The 19673-nt window shown below is 70.5% G+C and carries 18 protein-coding genes; 2 read left to right on the top strand and 16 right to left on the bottom strand.

Annotated features, from left to right (window positions below):
* Positions 1-71: 71 nt before the first annotated feature.
* The 5 genes from rpsD to ACI2LY_RS29455 all read right to left on the bottom strand — a co-directional run bounded on the left by rpsD (position 72) and on the right by ACI2LY_RS29455 (position 5299).
* Positions 72-686, bottom strand: a complete 615-nt coding sequence (rpsD, locus tag ACI2LY_RS29475) for a 30S ribosomal protein S4 (RefSeq protein ID WP_161150195.1) — start codon at positions 684-686, stop codon at positions 72-74.
* 342 nt (positions 687-1028) lie between these two features.
* On the bottom strand, positions 1029-2384 hold the full coding sequence (locus tag ACI2LY_RS29470) for a replication-associated recombination protein A (RefSeq protein WP_404709773.1): 1356 nt from the start codon (positions 2382-2384) through the stop codon (positions 1029-1031).
* A 60-nt stretch (positions 2385-2444) separates the two neighbouring features.
* Positions 2445-3101 carry a vitamin K epoxide reductase family protein gene (locus ACI2LY_RS29465; protein ID WP_404709772.1) on the bottom strand — a complete coding sequence of 219 codons (657 nt, stop codon included), beginning with the start codon at positions 3099-3101 and terminating at the stop codon, positions 2445-2447.
* A gap of 217 nt (positions 3102-3318) precedes the next feature.
* Positions 3319-4578: a histidine--tRNA ligase gene (gene hisS / locus ACI2LY_RS29460; RefSeq protein ID WP_389004645.1), complete on the bottom strand. Its 1260-nt coding sequence runs from the start codon at positions 4576-4578 to the stop codon at positions 3319-3321.
* A 13-nt stretch (positions 4579-4591) separates the two neighbouring features.
* Positions 4592-5299 (bottom strand): MBL fold metallo-hydrolase, encoded by a 708-nt coding sequence (locus tag ACI2LY_RS29455; RefSeq protein WP_404709771.1) that lies wholly within the window; start codon positions 5297-5299, stop codon positions 4592-4594.
* A 190-nt stretch (positions 5300-5489) separates the two neighbouring features.
* On the opposite strand from ACI2LY_RS29455, the gene ACI2LY_RS29450 reads away from it, so the two are divergent.
* Positions 5490-6314, top strand: a complete 825-nt coding sequence (locus tag ACI2LY_RS29450) for a peptidylprolyl isomerase (RefSeq protein WP_404709770.1) — start codon at positions 5490-5492, stop codon at positions 6312-6314.
* A gap of 168 nt (positions 6315-6482) precedes the next feature.
* Positions 6483-7712, top strand: a complete 1230-nt coding sequence (locus ACI2LY_RS29445) for a DUF349 domain-containing protein (protein ID WP_404709769.1) — start codon at positions 6483-6485, stop codon at positions 7710-7712.
* A gap of 65 nt (positions 7713-7777) precedes the next feature.
* On the opposite strand, the gene ACI2LY_RS29440 is transcribed toward ACI2LY_RS29445, so the two are convergent.
* The 11 genes from ACI2LY_RS29440 to pdxS all read right to left on the bottom strand — a co-directional run bounded on the left by ACI2LY_RS29440 (position 7778) and on the right by pdxS (position 19559).
* Positions 7778-10291, bottom strand: a complete 2514-nt coding sequence (locus ACI2LY_RS29440) for a RelA/SpoT family protein (RefSeq protein ID WP_404709768.1) — start codon at positions 10289-10291, stop codon at positions 7778-7780.
* A 236-nt stretch (positions 10292-10527) separates the two neighbouring features.
* On the bottom strand, positions 10528-11067 hold the full coding sequence (locus tag ACI2LY_RS29435; protein ID WP_389004650.1) for an adenine phosphoribosyltransferase: 540 nt from the start codon (positions 11065-11067) through the stop codon (positions 10528-10530).
* Complete coding sequence (gene secF / locus ACI2LY_RS29430) at positions 11064-12173, bottom strand: protein translocase subunit SecF (RefSeq protein ID WP_404709767.1); 1110 nt, start codon at positions 12171-12173, stop codon at positions 11064-11066. The genes ACI2LY_RS29435 and secF overlap by 4 nt, the downstream gene beginning before the upstream one ends.
* A gap of 3 nt (positions 12174-12176) precedes the next feature.
* Positions 12177-13958, bottom strand: a complete 1782-nt coding sequence (secD, locus tag ACI2LY_RS29425; protein ID WP_404709766.1) for a protein translocase subunit SecD — start codon at positions 13956-13958, stop codon at positions 12177-12179.
* Between the two features lie 144 nt (positions 13959-14102).
* The gene (gene yajC / locus ACI2LY_RS29420; protein ID WP_404709765.1) at positions 14103-14636 is read right to left on the bottom strand and encodes a preprotein translocase subunit YajC; all 534 of its coding nucleotides are present in this window, start codon (positions 14634-14636) and stop codon (positions 14103-14105) included.
* Positions 14637-14799: 163 nt separating this feature from the next.
* Positions 14800-15870, bottom strand: a complete 1071-nt coding sequence (ruvB, locus tag ACI2LY_RS29415) for a Holliday junction branch migration DNA helicase RuvB (RefSeq protein ID WP_404709764.1) — start codon at positions 15868-15870, stop codon at positions 14800-14802.
* Positions 15871-15899: 29 nt separating this feature from the next.
* Positions 15900-16505 (bottom strand): Holliday junction branch migration protein RuvA, encoded by a 606-nt coding sequence (gene ruvA / locus ACI2LY_RS29410; protein WP_404709763.1) that lies wholly within the window; start codon positions 16503-16505, stop codon positions 15900-15902.
* Positions 16502-17062 carry a crossover junction endodeoxyribonuclease RuvC gene (ruvC, locus tag ACI2LY_RS29405; protein WP_393915531.1) on the bottom strand — a complete coding sequence of 187 codons (561 nt, stop codon included), beginning with the start codon at positions 17060-17062 and terminating at the stop codon, positions 16502-16504. The genes ruvA and ruvC overlap by 4 nt, the downstream gene beginning before the upstream one ends.
* Positions 17063-17202: 140 nt before the next feature.
* Positions 17203-17955 (bottom strand): YebC/PmpR family DNA-binding transcriptional regulator, encoded by a 753-nt coding sequence (locus ACI2LY_RS29400; RefSeq protein WP_389004656.1) that lies wholly within the window; start codon positions 17953-17955, stop codon positions 17203-17205.
* Positions 17956-18044: 89 nt separating this feature from the next.
* On the bottom strand, positions 18045-18641 hold the full coding sequence (gene pdxT / locus ACI2LY_RS29395) for a pyridoxal 5'-phosphate synthase glutaminase subunit PdxT (RefSeq protein WP_404709762.1): 597 nt from the start codon (positions 18639-18641) through the stop codon (positions 18045-18047).
* A gap of 12 nt (positions 18642-18653) precedes the next feature.
* Positions 18654-19559, bottom strand: coding sequence for a pyridoxal 5'-phosphate synthase lyase subunit PdxS (gene pdxS, locus ACI2LY_RS29390; protein WP_030810697.1), 906 nt, complete (start codon positions 19557-19559; stop codon positions 18654-18656).
* Between the last annotated feature and the right edge of the window lie 114 nt (positions 19560-19673).

Below are 19673 nucleotides of genomic sequence, written 5' to 3'. Positions count from 1 at the left end.
GCGCGAGCCCGCCGCCCCGCCCGCCGGAGGGCGGGGGGACGACGGGCCGTGGTGCTGCGCCGGGGCTGGGATCAGCGGGCGTAGTACTCGACGACGAGCTGCTCGTCGCAGATCACCGGGATCTCCTTGCGGTTCGGCTCACGGTCCAGGCGGAACGCCAGGGCCTTGAGGTTCACCTGCAGGTAGCGGGGGGTCTCGCCGTCGGCGGCGAAGCCACCCTCGCGGGAGACCTGGAACAGCGTCTTGTCCTTGGAGCGGTCGCGGACCTGCACGACGTCGTCCGGACGGACACGGAAGGACGGCTTGTCGACCTTCTGGCCGTTGACCTGGATGTGGCCGTGGACGACCATCTGGCGGGCCTGGTAGATCGTGCGGGCGATGCCCGAACGCAGGACCAGCGCGTCGAGGCGGCGCTCGAGCTCGATGATCAGGGCCTCACCGGTCTTGCCCTGGACCTTGGCGGCACGCTCGTAGGCGCGGACGAGCTGACGCTCGGACACGTCGTACTGCGCGCGCAGACGCTGCTTCTCGAGCAGACGGACCTTGTAGTCCGAGTTCTGCTTGCGGCCGCGGCCGTGCTCGCCCGGCGGGTAGGGGCGGGCCTCGAAGTACTTGACGGCCTTCGGGGTCAGCGCGATGCCGAGGGCACGCGACTTCTTGACCTTGGGGCGGGACTGGTTCGCCATGAACCAAACACCTCGTTTTATCTGTGCGAATACGGCTTCACCAGGGTTAGGGGAGGTCGCATCCGCAGCCGGGGAGACCCTGCTTGTCCTTATCGGACGGGCTGGGCAGCCGTTCCCCGAACTGGGCACATACGTGCAGCACGCGAGTGGCCCACCGGCCCGGTCCGGCTGCTGCCGGAGGGTGGTGGGCTGCCCGCGACACCTTCGACGGTGCGCGACGCTCCTGGAGAACCCCGCCCGAGGGCCGGACTCTCCGGCTGGATGTCCCGCTCTGGTGAGCCGTTCCCTCTCGTCGAGGGCCCGGACACGGGACTCAGCACTTCGAGGCAGTCTACAGGGCGCTCAGGACCGCTTTCGACCGAGGTGCTTCCTGGTCCACTCGACCGCGTCCGCGTACCGCGCCTCGGCGCCGTGCCGGGTCGGGGTGTAGTACTCGCGGTCCTTGAGGGCGTCCGGGGCGTACTGCTGGGCGGCGATGCCGTCGGGCTGGTTGTGCGGGTAGATGTAGCCCTTGGCGTGGCCGAGCTTCTTGGCGCCCTGGTAGTGCCCGTCCCGCAGGTGGGACGGGACCGGGCCCGCGTGGCCCTTGCGGACGTCGGCCATGGCCTCGCCGATCGCGGTGGTCGCGGAGTTGGACTTGGGGGCGAGCGCGAGCGCGATGGTGGCGTGGCTGAGGGTGAGGGACGCCTCGGGGAAGCCGATCATGGCGACGGCCTGGGCCGCGGCCACGGCTATGGGCAGGGCGTTGGGGTCGGCGACGCCGATGTCCTCGCTGGCGGAGATCATCAGGCGCCGGGCGATGAACCGGGGGTCCTCACCGGCCTCGATCATCCGGGCCAGGTAGTGCAGGGCGGCGTCCACGTCGGAGCCCCGGATGGACTTGATCAGGGCGCTGGCCACGTCGTAGTGCTGGTCGCCGTCGCGGTCGTACTTCACCGCCGCGCGGTCGACGGTCTCCTCCAGCGTGGTCAGGGCGATCTCGCCGTCGCCCTTGTCGAGGGAGGCGCCCGCCGCGGCCTCCAGCACGGTGAGGGCGCGGCGGGCGTCTCCGCCCGCCACCCGCAGGATGTGCTCCTCGGCGTCCTCGGGAAGGGTGAGCGCGCCGCCGAGGCCCCGCTCGTCGGCGAGGCTGCGGCGCACCAGGTCGCGGACGTCGTCGTCGGTGAGGGGTTCGAGGGTGAGGAGCAGGGAGCGGGAGAGCAGCGGGGAGATGACCGAGAAGTACGGGTTCTCGGTGGTGGCCGCGATCAGGGTGACCCAGCGGTTCTCCACGGCCGGGAGCAGGGAGTCCTGCTGGGCCTTGCTGAAGCGGTGGATCTCGTCGAGGAAGAGGACGGTCTCCTTGCCGAAGCCGCCGGTGGCGCGGCGGGCCCCGTCGATGACCGCGCGGACCTCCTTGACTCCTGCGCTGATGGCGCTCAGCTCCACGAAGCGCTGGTCGGTGGCGCGGGAGACGACATGGGCGAGGGTGGTCTTGCCGGTGCCGGGCGGGCCCCAGAGGATCACCGAGGAGGGTCCGGCGGGGCCGCCGCCGCCCTCGCCGACCAGTCTGCGCAGCGGTGAGCCCGGCTTGAGCAGATGGCGCTGGCCCACCACCTCGTCGAGGGTGCGCGGGCGCATGCGCGCCGCCAGGGGGCTGCCCGCGGGCTCCTTCTCCTGGCGTTCTTCGGCTGCGGCGGTGAACAGGTCGGCTTCCACACCGAAAACCCTAAATCACGCCACTGACAACGGCCCCGGACACCGGTGCGGCCCGGCCGGTCAGCTGGTCCAGAAGCTCCACCAGCGGGTCAGGATCAGCATGCCGATGATCCCGATGTGCAGCACGGGCAGGACCCAGGTGAACTCGCCGAAGAAGGACCGCAGCGGGCGCGGGGCGGGCAGGAAGCCCTGGCGCACGTTGAACGAGGTCACGTACCAGAACATGATGATCGTGGCGACCCAGGCCAGCGAGCACCACAGGCACAGGGCGTTGATCCGGTACAGGGACTGGAACTGGAGCCAGGTGCAGAAGGCGACCCCGAAGAGGGTGCCCGCGTTGAAGGTCAGCCAGTACCAGCGGGGGTAGCGGGCGCGGGCGAGCAGGCTCACACCGACGCAGATCACGATGCCGTAGGCGACCAGGCCCAGCATGGGGTTGGGGAAGCCGAAGGCGGCGGCCTGCTTGCTCTCCATGACGCTGCCGCAGGAGACGACCGGGTTGAGGCTGCAGCCGGGGACGAAGGTCTTGCCCTCGACCTTGGCCTGAAGCAGCTTGAACTTGTCGAGCGTGATGACCCAGGCGGCGAGCAGTCCGGCCGCGCCGGTGATCATCAGCATCAGGGCGAAGGCGCGGCTGCCGCCCTCGACACGGGCCGTGCCGCGAGCACGCTCGGACCCGGCCTCCGTGGAGACGTCGTTGACTGTCGTCTTGCTCATCACGCCGATTCCGTCACTCGCTAGATCGGACCTGCTTCGGGCATCGGTCATTGTGCCGCACCGGCGCCCCCGCGCACCGTTCGCTGTGCATAAGTTCGAAGCGGGAGGGGCCCGCTGCCTCCATTTTCGGCCGGTTCGGCCCGGACGGCAGCACAGGCGATCGAACGGTGACGGGCCGGACGGCTGTCCGTCCGGCCCGTCACCCGCCCTCGACGATTCAGAGCCGGGACTCCAGCTCCGCGACGACCTCGTTGATGCCGACGGCGGTCTGCTCGCCGGACTCCATGTCCTTGACCTGGACGAGGCCCTCGGCGATGTCGCGCTCGCCGAGCACCAGCGTGTAGCGGGCGCCGGAGCGGTTGGCAGCCTTCATCGCGGCCTTCAGACCCTTGCCGCCGAAGGCGAAGTCGGCGGCGATGCCGACCTTGCGCAACTCGGTGACCTTGGCGAACAGCACCCGCCGGGCCTCCTCGCCGAGGGGGACGGCGAAGACGCTGGTGGTGGACGGCAGGTCCAGCTCCACGCCCTCGGCCTCCAGGGCGAGGACGGTGCGGTCGACGCCGAGCGCCCAGCCGACGGAGGGCAGCGCGGGGCCGCCGATCATCTCGGAGAGGCCGTCGTAGCGTCCGCCGCCGCCGACGGCGGACTGGGAGCCGAGTCCGTCGTGGACGAACTCGAAGGTGGTGCGGGTGTAGTAGTCCAGACCGCGCACCAGCCGCGGGTCGTCCTCGAAGACGACACCGGCCGCGGTGATCAGCTCGCGGACCTCCTCGTGGTACGCCTTGCAGGCGTCGCACAGGTAGTCGCGCAGCAGGGGGGCGCCGGTGAGCTGCTTCTGCACCGCCTCGCGCTTGTCGTCCAGGACACGCAGCGGGTTGATCTCGGCGCGGCGCAGGGTGTCCTCGTCGAGGTCGAGTCCGCGCAGGAAGTCCTGGAGCGCGGCCCGGTACACCGGACGGCACTCCTTGTCGCCCAGGCTGTTGAGCAGGATGCGGAACTCGCGCAGGCCCAGCGAGCGGTACGCCTGGTCGGCCAGGATGATCAGCTCGGCGTCGAGCGCGGGGTCCTCGGCACCGATCGCCTCGGCGCCGACCTGGGAGAAGTGGCGGTAACGGCCCTTCTGTGGGCGCTCGTAGCGGTAGTAGGAGCCGGAGTACCAGAGCTTGACCGGGAGGTTGCCCGCCTTGTGCAGGTTGGCCTCCAGGGCGGCGCGGAGCACGGAGGCGGTGCCTTCGGGGCGCAGGGCGAGCCGGTCGCCGCCCTTGGTCTCGAAGGCGTACATCTCCTTGGTGACGATGTCGGTGGACTCGCCGACCCCGCGCGCGAACAGCTCGACGTTCTCGAAGCCGGGGGTCTCGATGTAGCCGTACCCGGAGTCGCGCAGGGGGGCGGCGATGGCCTCGCGCACCGCGAGGTACTGGGCGGACTGCGGCGGGATCAGGTCGTACGTGCCCTTGGGGGCCTTGAAGGTGCTCACGGAAGTTCTCTCGTCACATTCCTCGTCGGGGAGCCGGGTCGGTTCCCTGGCCGGCCGCCACCTGCCGCAGATAGGGGTTGGTGGCGCGCTCCTGGCCGATGGTGGTCTGGGGGCCGTGGCCGGACAGCACCACGGTGGAGTCGTCGAGCGGCAGGCACACGCGGGCCAGCGACGCGAGCATGTCGTCCGCCGATCCGCCCGGCAGGTCGGTGCGTCCCACGGAGCCGGCGAACAGCAGATCCCCGGAGAAGAAGACCGACGGGATGTCGGCGCTCTCGGGCATCCGGAAGGTCACCGACCCCTTGGTATGGCCCGGCGCGTGCGCGACGGAGAAGTCCATCCCGGCGAGCTGGAGCCTCGCCCCGTCGGTCAGCTCCCGGACGTCGTCCGGCTCCCCCACGGTCAGCTCGCCCATGAGCGGCATGCCGATGGACCGGCCGAGCGCCTTCTCGGGATCGCTCAGCATGTACCGGTCGTCGGGATGAATCCAGGCGGGCACGTCGTGCGCGCCGCACACCGGGACGACGGAGGCGACATGGTCGATGTGGCCGTGGGTGAGGACGACGGCGGTGGGCTTGAGGCGATGCTTCTTCAGCGCTTCCTCGACGCCGGGGGCGGCCTGATGGCCGGGGTCGATGATCACGCACTCCTCACCGGCGGCGGGGGCGACGAGATAACAGTTCGTCCCCCAGGCCCCGGCGGGGAACCCGGCAATGAGCACGATCGTCCTTCGTTGTGTCGGTACGGGAGGGCTCGCGCGCGGGCGGCCCGTGGTGGGAAAAGCCCCTAGAGCCTACCGGCGCTGCCGTTTCCTCAGCGAACCCATATACGGTACGGGGCTACACGCGCCTGTCGGATCACAGGACGCACGCGTACCGGTCGGTATACGACACGCATGAGGAGAGAACCCGGTGGTCAGCCAGGAGCAGCGACGGCGTCAGCTCGCACGGGAGAAGTTCTTGCGGCAGCAGCAGCGGCGCACGGACTCGCGACGCAAGGCGCGCATGCGCAACTCGGTGATCGCGTCGGTGCTCGGCGTGATCGTGATCGGCAGCGTGGCGCTGTACACGACGGGCGTGATGAAGGACGACGGCGACAAGAAGGTGGACGCCGCCGGGTCCTCGCCGAGCGCGGCCGCGAGCCCCAGCAAGGTGCCGGACCCGTGCGAGAAGCCGGCCAAGGGCGCGGTGAAGAAGCAGTCCTGGAAGAAGGAGCCGGCGATGTCGATCGACACGTCGGCCGACTACACCATGAAGCTGGCCACCACCTGCGGTGACGTCGGGATCGCGCTGAAGGCGTCGGCGGCCCCGCACACGGTGAACTCCTTCTCCTACCTCGCGGACAAGGGCTTCTTCGACCACACCAAGTGCCACCGGCTCACCACGAACCAGATCTACGTCCTGCAGTGCGGCGACCCGACGGGTACCGGCACCGGCGGGCCGGGCTACACGATCCCGGACGAGAATCTGAAGGACAAGAGCCTCGCGAAGAACACGTACCCGGCGGGCACGGTGGCGATGGCCAACACCGGGCAGCCGCACACCGGGGGCAGCCAGTTCTTCCTGGTCTTCAAGGACAGCCCGCTGCCGCCGTCGTACACCCCCTTCGGCACGATCGACAAGGCCGGGCTGAAGGTGCTCGACAAGATCGCCAAGGCGGGCGAGAACACCGGCCAGGGCGACGGCGCCCCGAACGCGACCGTCGTGATCGACAAGGCGACGGTCACCAAGTCCTGACGCCGCCGCGGCGTTCCGGTCCGCGCTCGCGGGCCGGTCGCCTGCGGAATTGGCTGCCGCCGGATGCGGACAGGCACCTTGCCGGTCGCCTATGTTGGCGATGACGAAACTGTGGACGATGCCAGGGGGCCGGGAGGCTTCCCGCAGGCATCATGTGGAGGAGGCGCTGTGAGCAGCGACCCGTGGGGCCGCGTCGACGAGACGGGGACCGTGTACGTGCGTACGGCCGAGGGCGAGCAGGTCGTCGGATCGTGGGCGGCAGGCTCCCCCGAGGAGGCGCTTGCCTACTTCGAGCGCAAGTACGAGGGCCTGGTGGTCGAGATCGGCCTCCTCGAAAAGCGTGTGCAGACCACCGATCTGTCCACGAAGGACGCCCAGACCGCGATCGGTCACATCCGCGAACAGGTCGACGCGCACCACGCGGTGGGCGACCTGGAGGCGCTGCGGACCCGCCTGGACAAGCTCGTCCAGAAGGTCGAGTCGCGCCGCGAGGAGCGCAAGGCGCAGCGGGCCAAGCAGTCCGACGAGGCCCGCAAGGCCAAGGAGGAGCTGGTCACGGAGGCGGAGCAGCTGGCGGCGTCCGACCAGTGGCGGGTGGCCGGTGAGCGGCTGCGGGCCCTGGTGGACACCTGGAAGGGGCTGCCCCGGCTGGACCGCAAGTCCGACGACGAGCTGTGGCACCGTTTCTCGCACGCCCGGTCGGCGTTCTCCAAGCGCCGCAAGGCGCACTTCGCGCAGCTGGACTCGCAGCGCGAGGACGCCCGGCGCGTCAAGGAGCGGCTGGTCGCGGAGGCGGAGGCGCTGTCCGGTTCGACGGACTGGGGCACCACGGCGGCCCGGTACCGCGAGCTGATGGCGGACTGGAAGGCCGCGGGCCGCGCCCAGCGCGAGAACGAGGACGACCTGTGGAACCGCTTCCGGGGCGCGCAGGACGTGTTCTTCGCCGCGCGCAGCTCGGTGTTCGCCGAGCGGGACGCGGAGCAGGGCGAGAACCTGAAGCTGAAGGAGGCGCTGGCCGACGAGGCCGAGCAGATCCTTCCGGTCCGGGACCTGAAGTCCGCGCGTGCCGCCTTCCGTTCGGTCAACGAGCGGTGGGAGGCCGTCGGTCATGTGCCGCGGGACGCGCGGGGCAAGGTCGAGGGCCGGATGCACGCCGTCGAGCGGGCGATCCAGGAGGCCGAGGAGACCGAGTGGCGCCGGACCAACCCGGAGGCGCGTGCGCGTGCCGCGGGGCTGACCGGTCAGCTGCAGGCCGCCGTGGACAAGCTCCGCGGCCAGGTCGAGCAGGCGCGCGCCCAGGGCAACAACTCCCGCGCCGACAAGCTGGAGCGTGAGCTGGAGGGCCGCCAGGCGCTGCTGGACCAGGCGCTGAAGGGCCTCGAGGAGTTCGGGGGCTGACTTCCCCCACCGCATACGCCGAGGGCCCCGTACACCGCGTACGGGGCCCTCGGCGTATGCGCGCCCTAGGTGCGGTTGCGGGCCGAGGTGACGCGGTAGACGTCGTAGACGCCCTCCACGCCGCGGACGGCCTTCAGGACGTGGCCGAGGTGCTTGGGGTCGCCCATCTCGAAGGTGAAGCGGGAGGTGGCGACCCGGTCGCGGGAGGTCTGCACGGCCGCGGACAGGATGTTGACGTGCTGGTCGGACAGGACGCGGGTGACGTCCGAGAGCAGCCGGGAGCGGTCCAGCGCCTCGACCTGGATGGCGACCAGGAACACCGAGGACTGGGTGGGCGCCCATTCGACGTCGAGGATGCGCTCGGGCTCCCGCGACAGGGACTCCACGTTGACGCAGTCGCTGCGGTGCACCGAGACGCCGCTGCCCCGGGTGACGAAGCCGATGATCGGGTCGCCGGGCACCGGGGTGCAGCAGCGGGCCAGCTTCACCCACACGTCGTCGACGCCCTTGACGACGACACCGGGGTCGGAGCTGGAGCGGCGCTTGCGGCTGCGGCGGGTCGGCGGGACCGGGTCCTCGATCTCCTCGGTGGCCGCCTCCTCGCCGCCGAGCGCCTGGACCAGCTTCTGCACGATGTTCTGCGCGGAGACATGGCCCTCGCCGATCGCCGCGTACAGCGCGGAGATGTCGGAGTAGCGCATCTCGTGGGCGAGGGTGACCAGGGAGTCGCCGGTCAGGATGCGCTGGATGGGCAGGTTCTGCTTGCGCATCGCGCGGACGATCGCGTCCTTGCCCTGCTCGATCGCCTCGTCCCGGCGCTCCTTGGAGAACCAGGCGCGGATCTTGTTGCGGGCGCGGGGCGACTTGACGAAGCCCAGCCAGTCGCGGGACGGCCCGGCGCCGGGCGCCTTGGAGGTGAAGACCTCCACCAGGTCGCCGTTGTCCAGGGTGGACTCCAGCGGGACCAGGCGTCCGTTGACGCGTGCTCCTATGGTCCGGTGGCCGACCTCGGTGTGCACCGCGTAGGCGAAGTCGACCGGGGTGGCCCCGGCCGGGAGCGCTATCACGTCGCCCTTGGGCGTGAAGACGAAGACCTCGTTGCGGGACAGGTCGAAGCGCAGGGACTCCAGGAACTCGCCCGGGTCCTCGGTCTCCTTCTGCCAGTCCAGCAGCTGGCGCAGCCACGCCATGTCGTTGAGGTGGTCGTCCTTGCCCTTGCCGGACGACTTCGGCGCGTCGGTGCGCACCTTGGAAGCCCCGGCGACGGCCTCCTGCTTGTACTTCCAGTGCGCGGCGATGCCGTACTCGGCGCGGCGGTGCATGTCGAAGGTGCGGATCTGCAGCTCGACCGGCTTGCCGTTGGGTCCGATGACCGTCGTGTGCAGCGACTGGTACATGTTGAACTTCGGCATCGCGATGTAGTCCTTGAACCGGCCGGGGACCGGGTTCCATCGCGCGTGGATCGTGCCGAGCGCCGCGTAGCAGTCCCGGACGGTTTCCACCAGGACGCGGATGCCGACCAGGTCGTAGATCTCCGCGAAGTCACGGCCGCGGACGATCATCTTCTGGTAGACGCTGTAGTAGTGCTTGGGGCGGCCGGTGACGGTGGCCTTGATGCGGGCGGCGCGCAGGTCGGCCTGGACCTCGTCGGTGACTATGGCCAGGTACTCGTCGCGCTTGGGGGCGCGCTCGGCCACCAGCCGCACGATCTCGTCGTACATCTTGGGGTAGAGGATGGCGAAGGCCAGGTCCTCCAGCTCCCACTTGATGGTGTTCATGCCCAGGCGGTGGGCGAGCGGCGCGTAGATCTCCAGGGTCTCGCGCGCCTTCTTCTCCTGCTTCTCGCGCTTGAGGTAGCGCATGGTGCGCATGTTGTGCAGGCGGTCGGCGAGCTTGATGACCAGGACGCGGGGGTCCTTGGCCATGGCGACGACCATCTTGCGCACGGTCTCGGCCTGCGCGGCCTCGCCGAACTTGACCTTGTCCAGCTTGGTGACGCCGTCCACGAGCAGCGCGACCACGTCACCGAAGTCCCGGCGCAGGTCGTCCAGGCCGTACTCGGTGTCCTCGACGGTGTCGTGCAGCAGCCCGGCCATCAGGGTCGCCGGGTCCATGCCCAGCTCGGCCAGGATGGTGGTGACGGCGAGCGGGTGCGTGATGTACGGGTCGCCGCTCTTGCGCTTCTGACCGCGGTGCCAGCGCTCGGCGACCTGGTAGGCGCGCTCGATCTGGCGGAGCGTCGCGTTCTCGATCTTGGGGTCGTTGCTGCGCACTATCCGCAGCAGCGGCTCCAGCACCGGGTTGTACGGGTTGGCCCGCTGCACGCCGAGCCGGGCCAGGCGGGCGCGGACACGGTTGGAGGAGCCGGAGCGGGGCGCGGTCTGACCTGCCGCCGGGCGCACGGGGTTCGGCTTGGGGCGCACGGTGTCGGCGCTCTTCTCCACCGGCGCGGACTGGGCGTGCTCGACCGAGCCGCGCGCGTCGTTCTTCGCTTCGGACGCGTGCGACGCGGGCTTCACCGCGGGCGCCGGAGCGGGCTCCGGCTTGGCGGCGGTCAGTGGCTGGGCCTCGTCTGGCAAGAGGACTCCTAGTGCGCGGTCCGGGTCCCCCGGTCAGGCTCCGGAAACCCCATGGTAGCGATCCCGCGCCTCGCCATCGCCTTCAGCCTGACGGGAGAGCGGTCCACCAGTGGAACACGTGGGATGGGTGGGGGATTCCGCCGGGCCCGGCCCCGGTACGCGGAACGGCCGCGAGCGCGGGGCCGGGGAAGACCCGGTGGGTGCGCTCGCGGCCGCTCACGGTCCGCTCGGATCGGTCAGACCTGGAGCAGTGCCTCCAGGGGCGCGCCGTTCAGGGCGGGCTCCAGGCGGGCGCGGCCTTCGAGGAAGCCCAGCTCCATGAGGACGGCGACGCCGCAGACCTGCGCGCCGGCGCGCTCGATCAGCTTGATCGCGGCCTCGGCGGTGCCGCCGGTGGCGAGCACGTCGTCGACGATGAAGACGCGGTCACCGTCGGACAGGTCCTCGGCGTGCACCTCGATCTCGGCCGAGCCGTACTCCAGGTCGTACGCCTGGCGCAGGGTCGCGCCGGGGAGCTTGCCCGCCTTGCGGACGGGGATGAAGCCGAGGCCCGCGCGGACGGCGACCGGCGCGCCCAGGATGAAGCCCCGCGCCTCCAGGCCGACGATCTTGGTCGCCCCGGTGTTCGTGGCCAGCTCGGCCAGCGTGTCGGTGAGGGCCGTGAACGCGGCGGGGTCGGCCAGGAGCGGGGTGATGTCCTTGAACATCACGCCCGGCTCCGGGTAGTCGGCCACGTCGCGGATACGGCTGAGCAGCAGCTCCTGGATGGAGGTCATCGGCGCTTTCCAGAGGGTCGGCCGCGGCCCCGGTTGCGGGTCGCGGACTGGTCGCGCGGGCCCACCACGGCGGGCGACGCGTCGTCGGACGGTTCTCCGGCGGCGGACCGGGACTCCCCCTGCGCCTCTCCGGCCGCGGCCTGGGCACGCTTGGCCAGGACCCGCTTCCTGAGGGCCTTCATCGCGGGCTCGCGCTCCTTGAGGTCGGCGACGAGCGGTGTGGCGATGAAGATCGAGGAGTACGCGCCGGCCGCGAGGCCGACGAACAGCGACAGGGAGATGTCGTTGAGGGTGCCCGCTCCGAGGAAACCGCCGCCGATGAACAGCAGGCCCGCCACCGGGAGCAGTGCGACCACCGTGGTGTTGATGGAGCGCACCAGGGTGCTGTTGATCGAGTGGTTGGCGACGTCGCTGTAGGTGAAGCGGGTCTGCTTGGTGATGCTCTTGGTCTGCTCCTTGAGGCTGTCGAAGACGACGACCGTGTCGTAGAGCGAGTAACCGAGGATGGTCAGCAGACCGATCACCGTGCCGGGCGTGACCTCGAAGCCGACGAGGGCGTAGATGCCGACGGTGATGGTGATGTCGTGGATCAGCGCGACGAGGGCCGCGATGGCCATGCGCCACTCGAAGGCGATCGCCAGGTAGATCACCACGAGCACCATGAAGATCGCCAGGCCCTGCCACGCCTTGTTGGCGATCTGCTCGCCCCAGCTCGGGCCGACCAGGTCGGCGTTGAGGCGCTCGGGGTCGATCTTCAGGTCCTTGGCGAGCGTGTCCTTGATCTGGTCGGACTTGCCCGTGTCGATGCCCGCGATCTGGATGCGCAGGCTGCCGTTGCCGAGCTTCTGCACCACCGCTTCGTGACCGGAGGCGTCGTGGGCGTACTCCTCGACCTGGGCGACCGAGGCGCTCATCTTGGTCGGGGTGGTGAAGACGGCGCCGCCCTGGAAGTCGATGCCCATGTTCAGGCCGCGCACCGCCAGGCCGAGGATGGCCGTGATGGTGATCAGGATGGAGACGCCGTACCAGATCTTGCGCTTGCCGATGAAGTCGTAGCTGACCTCACCGCGGTGCAGCCGCGCGCCGAGGTTACCGAGTTTCGACATCGCTCACGCCCCCTTGGGGTCGACGGGGCCCGCGGAGGGACCGGAGGGACGGCGGGTGCGGCGCAGCGGCGGCTTGGCACCCAGGCTCTGCGGGTCGAGCCCGGACCACTTGTGACCGTCCGCGAAGAACTTGCGGCGGGCGAGCAGGGTCATGAGCGGCTTGGTGAAGAGGAAGACCACCACGACGTCGAGGACGGTGGTCAGACCGAGGGTGAACGCGAAGCCCTGGACCTTGCCGACGGTGACGATGAAGAGCACCGCGGCGGCGAGGAACGACACGAAGTCGGAGACCAGGATGGTGCGCCGGGCACGCGGCCAGGCCCGCTCGACGGCGGGACGCAGCGTACGGCCCTCGCGGATCTCGTCCCGGATGCGTTCGAAGTACACGATGAACGAGTCCGCGGTGATGCCGATGGCGACGATGGCACCGCAGACGGCGGGCAGGTTCAGCGCGAAGCCGATGGCCGGGCCGAGCAGCGACATGATCACGTAGGTGAGGATCGCGGAGACCAGCAGGGAGGCCATGGCCACCAGCGACAGACCGCGGTAGTAGGCCACCAGGTAGATCACGACCAGCACGAGGCCGATGGCGCCCGCGAGGAGGCCCGCCTTGAGCTGCTCGCCACCGAGGGCGGCGGTGACCGTGGTGACGGTCTCCTCCTGGAAGGACAGCGGGAGCGCGCCGTAGGACAGCATGTTGGAGAGGCTCTGGGCCTCTTCCTGCGTGAAGCGGCCGGAGATCTCGGCCTGGCCGCCGGTGATGGCCTGCTGCACGTACGGGCTGGAGACGACCTCGCCGTCGAGGACGATGCCGAACTCGTTCTGCGGCTGCTGGTTCTTGGCCAGCTCGCCGGTGATGTCGGCGAACTTCTTGGCGCCGGAGGAGGTGAAGTTCATCTGCACCTGCCAGCCGGAGGCGCCCTGGGTGTCGAAGACCGCCTGGGCCTTCTTCACCTCGGTGCCGTCCACGGCGGCGGGGCCGAGCACGTACTTGTACCAGACCTTGTCGATCTCACCGCAGGCCACGGTGGGCTCACCGGGCTTGCCGGCCTGGCCGACCTTGGCGCGTTCGGCGGGCTTGGCGCAGTCCAGGGCCGCGTACTGGGCCTGGAGCTTCGCGGTGTTGGCGTCGGCGCTGGGCGCCGGGGAGGGGCTCGCCGGGGCGCCGGAGGACTTGGCGCTCGGGGAGCCGGTGGGCGACGGGGTGGCGTCGGCCTTCAGCGCGTCGCTGACGGCGCGGCCCTGCGAGGTGGCCGAGGCGTTCGGCGAGGGGGCGCCGGAGGGCGAGGTCGCCTTCTGGTCGCCGGAGGGGCTGGCGGCCGGGCTCGGGGAGCCGCTGGCGCCGGAGGAGGTGCTCGGCGACGGCTTGGGGGTCGCGCCGCCGCTGGGCTCGCTGGCCAGGACCGGGCGGAAGTACAGCTTGGCGGTGGTGCCGACCTGCTGCTGGGCCTCCTTGGAGTTGGTGCCCTTGGGGATGTTGACGATGATGTGATCGTCGCCCTGGGTCTGCACCTCGGCCTCGGAGACACCAAGGCCGTTGACACGGCGGTTCATGATGTCGACCGCGGTGTCCATGTTGGCCTTGTTGATCGCCGACCCCTGGTCGGCCTTCGCCTTGAGCGTGATGCTCGTACCGCCGGCAAGGTCGATGCCGAGACGCGGGGTGGTGTGCCCGGCGAGGAACATTCCGCCGGTCATCGCCACGATGGCGATCAGGATGAGGACCAGCGAGCGCCCTGGCTTGCTCTGGGCACTCGCGCCCCGGCCCTTCTTAGGTGCTGCCACCTTCTCGTACTCCCTCTCGGGCCGCCCGGTGCGCCGTGGGCGCCGGTGGCCATGACATGGTGTCGGGTTTCCGTGCGGGAATCAGAGGCGTCCGGGGCGTGCCGCGCGCCCGGTGAGAGGCGCCGGGACGCCCCGGAGACGTGACTACTTCGCGTCGGTGTCGCCGTCGGTCTTCTTCGGCGTCTCGGCCTGCTCGGCCTTGTCCGCGACGGTGTCGTCCTGGGCGGCGGGCTCGACGGTCTCGGCCTTGTCGGCGAGCGTCTTGTCCTCGGCCGGGGCGACGTCCGCGTCGGCGTCCTTCTTGCCGAAGTCGACGGCCTTGTGCTCGGCGTCGGCGTCGGCGAGGGCGGAGGCGTCGTCCGGGACGATGCCGGGCTCCGACTTAAGGTCGTGCTCGACGCCGTGGATGATGCGGTTGTACTCGTCGTCGGAGAGGACGGCGCCGATCGCGTTCTTGGCGAAGATCAGCTCGACGCCCGGCCCGGCGTCGAGGAGGACGGTGTCCTCCGTGACCTCCTTGACCGTCGCGTACATCCCCCCGATCGTGCGGACACCCGAACCGGGCTGCATCTCGTTCCGCATGTTGGCGGCCTGCTGCTGCTTCTTCTTGGCCGAGCGCGTCATCAGGAACATGACCGCGATGAGCACGATGAAGGGGAGAAGGGTATAGACATTCACGGGACGGAATTTCCTTCGCGTGACCGCGCGGTGAGCGGCCTGTTGGAGGGGGCTGGTCGGCGTCGCCCACAAGGGCGGCATCGGCGGAGTCTAAGCGAGTCCGCGTGCAGGGAACAACGCTCAGCATGGCACCTGGGTTCCTCCTGGGGCCAATGCGCCGGTCTCACGCCCCGAACAGGTCCTGTTGTCCGTTTCCCGTGGCCCGTCCCTGCGGCGGGGTGAGGCCGAGATGCGTCCAGGCGGCCGGGGTGGCGACGCGCCCGCGCGGGGTGCGGGCGAGCAGGCCCTCGCGCACCAGGAACGGTTCGGCGACCTCCTCCACCGTCTCCCGCTCCTCCCCCACCGCGACGGCCAGGGTCGACAGGCCGACCGGGCCGCCGCCGAACAGTTTCAGCAGCGCCTCCAGCACGCCCCGGTCGAGCCGGTCGAGGCCGCGCGCGTCCACCTCGTAGACGGCGAGGGCGGCGGCCGCGATGTCCTCGGTGATCAGGCCGTCCGCCTTGACCTGGGCGTAGTCGCGCACCCGGCGCAGCAGCCGGTTGGCGATCCGGGGCGTGCCGCGGGAGCGGCCGGCGATCTCGGCGGCGCCGGACGGGTCGATCTCGACGTCCAGCAGGGCGGCCGAGCGGTGCACGACCCGCTGCAGCTCGTGCGGCTCGTAGAACTCCATGTGCGCGGTGAAGCCGAAGCGGTCGCGCAGCGGGGGCGGCAGCAGGCCCGCGCGGGTGGTGGCGCCGACCAGGGTGAACGGGGGCAGCTCCAGCGGGATGGCGGTGGCGCCGGGGCCCTTGCCGACGATGACGTCGACCCGGAAGTCCTCCATCGCCATGTACAGCATCTCCTCGGCGGGCCGGGACATGCGGTGGATCTCGTCCAGGAAGAGGACCTCGCCCTCCTGGAGGGAGGAGAGGATCGCGGCGAGGTCACCGGCGTGCTGGATGGCGGGGCCGGAGGTGATGCGGATGGGGGCGCCCATCTCGGCCGCGATGATCATCGACAGGGTGGTCTTGCCGAGGCCGGGGGCGCCGGAGAGCAGGACGTGGTCGGCGGTGGCGCCGCGCGCGCGGGCGGCGCGCAGCACGAGGTCGAGCTGTTCGCGGACCTTCTCCTGGCCGATGAACTCGCCGAGGTCCTTGGGGCGCAGGGCGGCTTCGACGGCCTGGTCCTCCCGGTCGGCGGTGGTGTCCACCAGCCGGTCCGCGGCGGCACCGTCCGTCGTGTCGTCCCAGTTCACTTCAGGTGCTCCTAGCGGTGGCGCGCGGGTCAGCGGGCGCGGTTCAGGGTCTGGAGGGCGGCCTTGAGCAGCTGGCCGACCTGGGGGGTGCCGCCCGCCGCCTCGGCCTGGGGTGCCACCGCGGACACGGCCTCGTCGGCCTCGCGGGTGGCGTAGCCCAGGCCGATGAGGGCCGCGTGCAGCTGGTCGCGCCAGCCTTGGCTGACCGGGGCGCCGACGGCGGGGGTGCCGAGGGGGGCGCCGAGCCGGTCCTTCAGCTCCAGCAGCAGCTTCTGCGCGCCCTTCTTGCCGATGCCGGGCACGGCGGTGAGGGCCTTCTCGTCGGCCGTGGCGACGGCACGGCGCAGCGCGTCCGGGCGGTGCGTGGCGAGCATGGCCTGGGCGAGGCGGGGGCCGACGCCGCTGGCGGTCTGGAGCAGTTCGAAGACCTGGCGCTCGTCGTCGTCGGCGAAGCCGTACAGGGTGAGGGAGTCCTCGCGGACGACGAGGGAGGTGTGCAGCCGGGCGTCCTGGCCGACGCGGAGCTTCGCCAGGGTGTCGGGCGTGCACTGGACGGCCATGCCGACCCCGCCGACCTCGACGACCGCCGAGTCGGGGGCGAGGGCGGCGACGGTGCCGCTGACGAAGGCGATCATGCCGTTCGGCCTTTCGTTGCCTGAGGGGCCTGTGGTGTGCGACGGGCCGTGTGCTCGGCGACCGCCTGCTGGAGCCGGTTCTGCGCGGGGGCGCGCCAGATGTGGCAGATGGCGAGGGCGAGGGCGTCGGCGGCGTCGGCGGGCTTGGGGGGCGCGCTGAGCCGGAGCAGCCGGGTGACCATGGCGCCGACCTGGGCCTTGTCGGCGCGGCCGGTGCCGGTGACGGCGGCCTTGACCTCGCTGGGCGTGTGCAGGGCGACCGGGATGCCGCGCCGGGCCGCGCACAGCATGGCGACGGCGCTGGCCTGGGCGGTGCCCATGACGGTGCTGACGTTGTGCTGGCTGAAGACCCGCTCCACGGCGACGAACTCGGGCTGGTGCTCGTCCAGCCACTGTTCGAGGCCCTGCTCCACGGCGAGCAGACGGTGGCTCAGCTCGGCGTCGGGGGGCGTACGGACGACCCCGACGCCGACCATGGTGAGCGGCCGCCCCGCGACCCCGTCGACCACGCCCACCCCGCACCGCGTCAGTCCGGGGTCCACCCCGAGCACTCGCACCTGTCGCCCCCTGGGCTCGATCATTTGTTTGTGCAGGCTATCGGGTGCCACCGACAACGCCCCGCAACCGGGCCCCGGCAACGCGACGGGCCGACGGGAGAACCCGTCGGCCCATACGCACCGCTCAGCCCGCGGCGGCGTTACGCGTCGACCTTCTCCATGACCTCGTCGCTGACGTCGAAGTTGGCGAAGACGTTCTGGACGTCGTCGCTGTCCTCGAGGGCGTCGATCAGCTTGAAGATCTTCTTGGCGCCGTCCTCGTCCAGCTCGACCTGCATGGTCGGGACGAAGTTGGAGTCGGCGGAGTCGTAGTCGATGCCCGCGTCCTGAAGGGCGGTGCGGACCGCGACCAGGTCGGTGGCCTCGCTGAGCACCTCGAAGGACTCACCGAGGTCGTTGACCTCCTCGGCACCGGCGTCCAGGACGGCACCGAGCACGTCGTCCTCGGTCAGCTCGCCCTTGGGGACGATGATGACGCCCTTGCGGTGGAACAGGTACGACACCGAGCCGGGGTCGGCCATGTTGCCGCCGTTGCGGGTCATGGCGACGCGGACGTCGGAGGCGGCACGGTTGCGGTTGTCGGTGAGGCACTCGATGAGCACCGCGACACCGTTGGGACCGTAACCCTCGTACATGATCGTCTCGTAGTCGGCGCCGCCTGCCTCCAGGCCGCCGCCGCGCTTGACCGCGGAGTCGATGTTCTTGTTGGGGACCGACTGCTTCTTCGCCTTCTGGATGGCGTCGTACAGCGTCGGGTTGCCCTCGATGTCGACGCCGCCCATGCGGGCCGCGACCTCGATGTTCTTGATGAGCTTCGCGAAGAGCTTGCCGCGCTTGGCGTCGATCACGGCCTTCTTGTGCTTCGTCGTAGCCCATTTAGAGTGGCCGGACATCTGCCTGTCTCCTTCGCGTAACCCGATCCGATACGGACTCCCCGGGCGCTGGGAGAGCCTGAGGGGTACCGCCGCAGATCCTACAAGGACTACGGCGTCCGGTTCGCGCGGACCATGTCGACGAAGAGCCCGTGCACGCGGTGGTCGCCGGTCAGCTCCGGGTGGAACGACGTCGCGAGCACATGGCCCTGGCGGACCGCGACGATGTGGCCGTCGTGCTCGGCGAGCACCTCGGCCGCGGCTCCGACGGACTCGACCCAGGGGGCGCGGATGAAGACGCCCTCCACGGGAGCGCCCTCGACGCCCTTGACGTCGACCGCCGCCTCGAAGGACTCGTTCTGGCGGCCGAAGGCGTTGCGGCGCACGATCATGTCGATGCCGCCGATGGTCTCCTGGCCCGAGCGCGGGTCGAGGATCTTGTCGGCGAGCAGGATCAGTCCGGCGCAGGTGCCGTAGACGGGCATGCCCGCGCGCACGCGGGCGCGCAGGGGCTCCATCAGGCCGAAGAGGACGGCCAGTTTGGAGATGGTGGTGGATTCGCCGCCGGGGAGGACGAGGGCGTCGACCTCGGCGAGTTCTTCGGGGCGCCTGACCGGCCTGGCCACGGCGTCGGCCGCGGCCAGGGCGATCAGATGCTCCCGTACGTCGCCCTGGAGGGCCAGGACGCCGATGACGGGGGTGCTCATGGTGTGCAGGTCCTACCAGCCGCGGTTGGCGTAGCGCTCGGTCTCGGGGAGGGTGTCGCAGTTGATGCCGACCATGGCCTCGCCGAGGTTGCGGGAGGCGTCCGCGACGATCTTCGGGTCGTCGTAGAAGGTGGTGGCCTTCACGATGGCGGCGGCGCGCTTGGCCGGGTCGCCGGACTTGAAGATGCCGGAGCCGACGAAGACGCCCTCGGCGCCGAGCTGGCGCATCAGGGCGGCGTCGGCCGGGGTGGCGACGCCACCGGCGGAGAACAGCACGACGGGGAGCTTGCCCAGCTCGGCGACCTCCTTGACCAGCTCGTACGGGGCGCGCAGCTCCTTGGCGGCGGCGAACAGCTCGTTGTGGTCGCAGCCGCGGAGCTTGGCGATCTCGCCCTTGATCTGGCGCAGGTGGCGCACGGCCTCGACGACGTTGCCGGTGCCGGCCTCGCCCTTGGAGCGGATCATCGCGGCGCCCTCGGCGATGCGGCGCAGGGCCTCGCCCAGGTTGGTGGCACCGCAGACGAAGGGGGTGGTGAACGCCCACTTGTCGGAGTGGTTGACCTCGTCGGCCGGGGTGAGCACCTCGGACTCGTCGATGTAGTCGACGCCGAGGGACTGGAGGACCTGGGCCTCGACGAAGTGGCCGATGCGGGACTTGGCCATGACCGGGATCGAGACGGCGTCGATGATGCCCTCGATCATGTCCGGGTCGGACATCCGGGCCACGCCGCCGTCCTTGCGGATGTCGGCCGGGACCCGCTCCAGGGCCATGACGGCCACGGCACCGGCGTCCTCGGCGATCTTCGCCTGCTCGGCGTTGACCACGTCCATGATGACGCCGCCCTTGAGCTGCTCGGCCATGCCGCGCTTCACACGGGCGGTGCCGGTCTCGGGACCCTGGTTGTCGATGATGGACACGCGTGACCTCACTGGTGGGTAAAGACGGTTTCTGCACCGCCGAGGAAACGCGACCGGACCAGGCCACATCAAGGGCCAATGGGAAGCCGGTGGATCATTTTGTCCCGGCGTGCC

The organism is Streptomyces sp. NPDC002176, from assembly GCF_044903645.1.
In the GTDB taxonomy this organism is placed as follows: Bacteria; Actinomycetota; Actinomycetes; order Streptomycetales; family Streptomycetaceae; genus Streptomyces.
The sequence above is the reverse complement of the archived record's forward strand: the minus strand, read 5'-3'. Positions and strand labels throughout refer to the sequence as shown.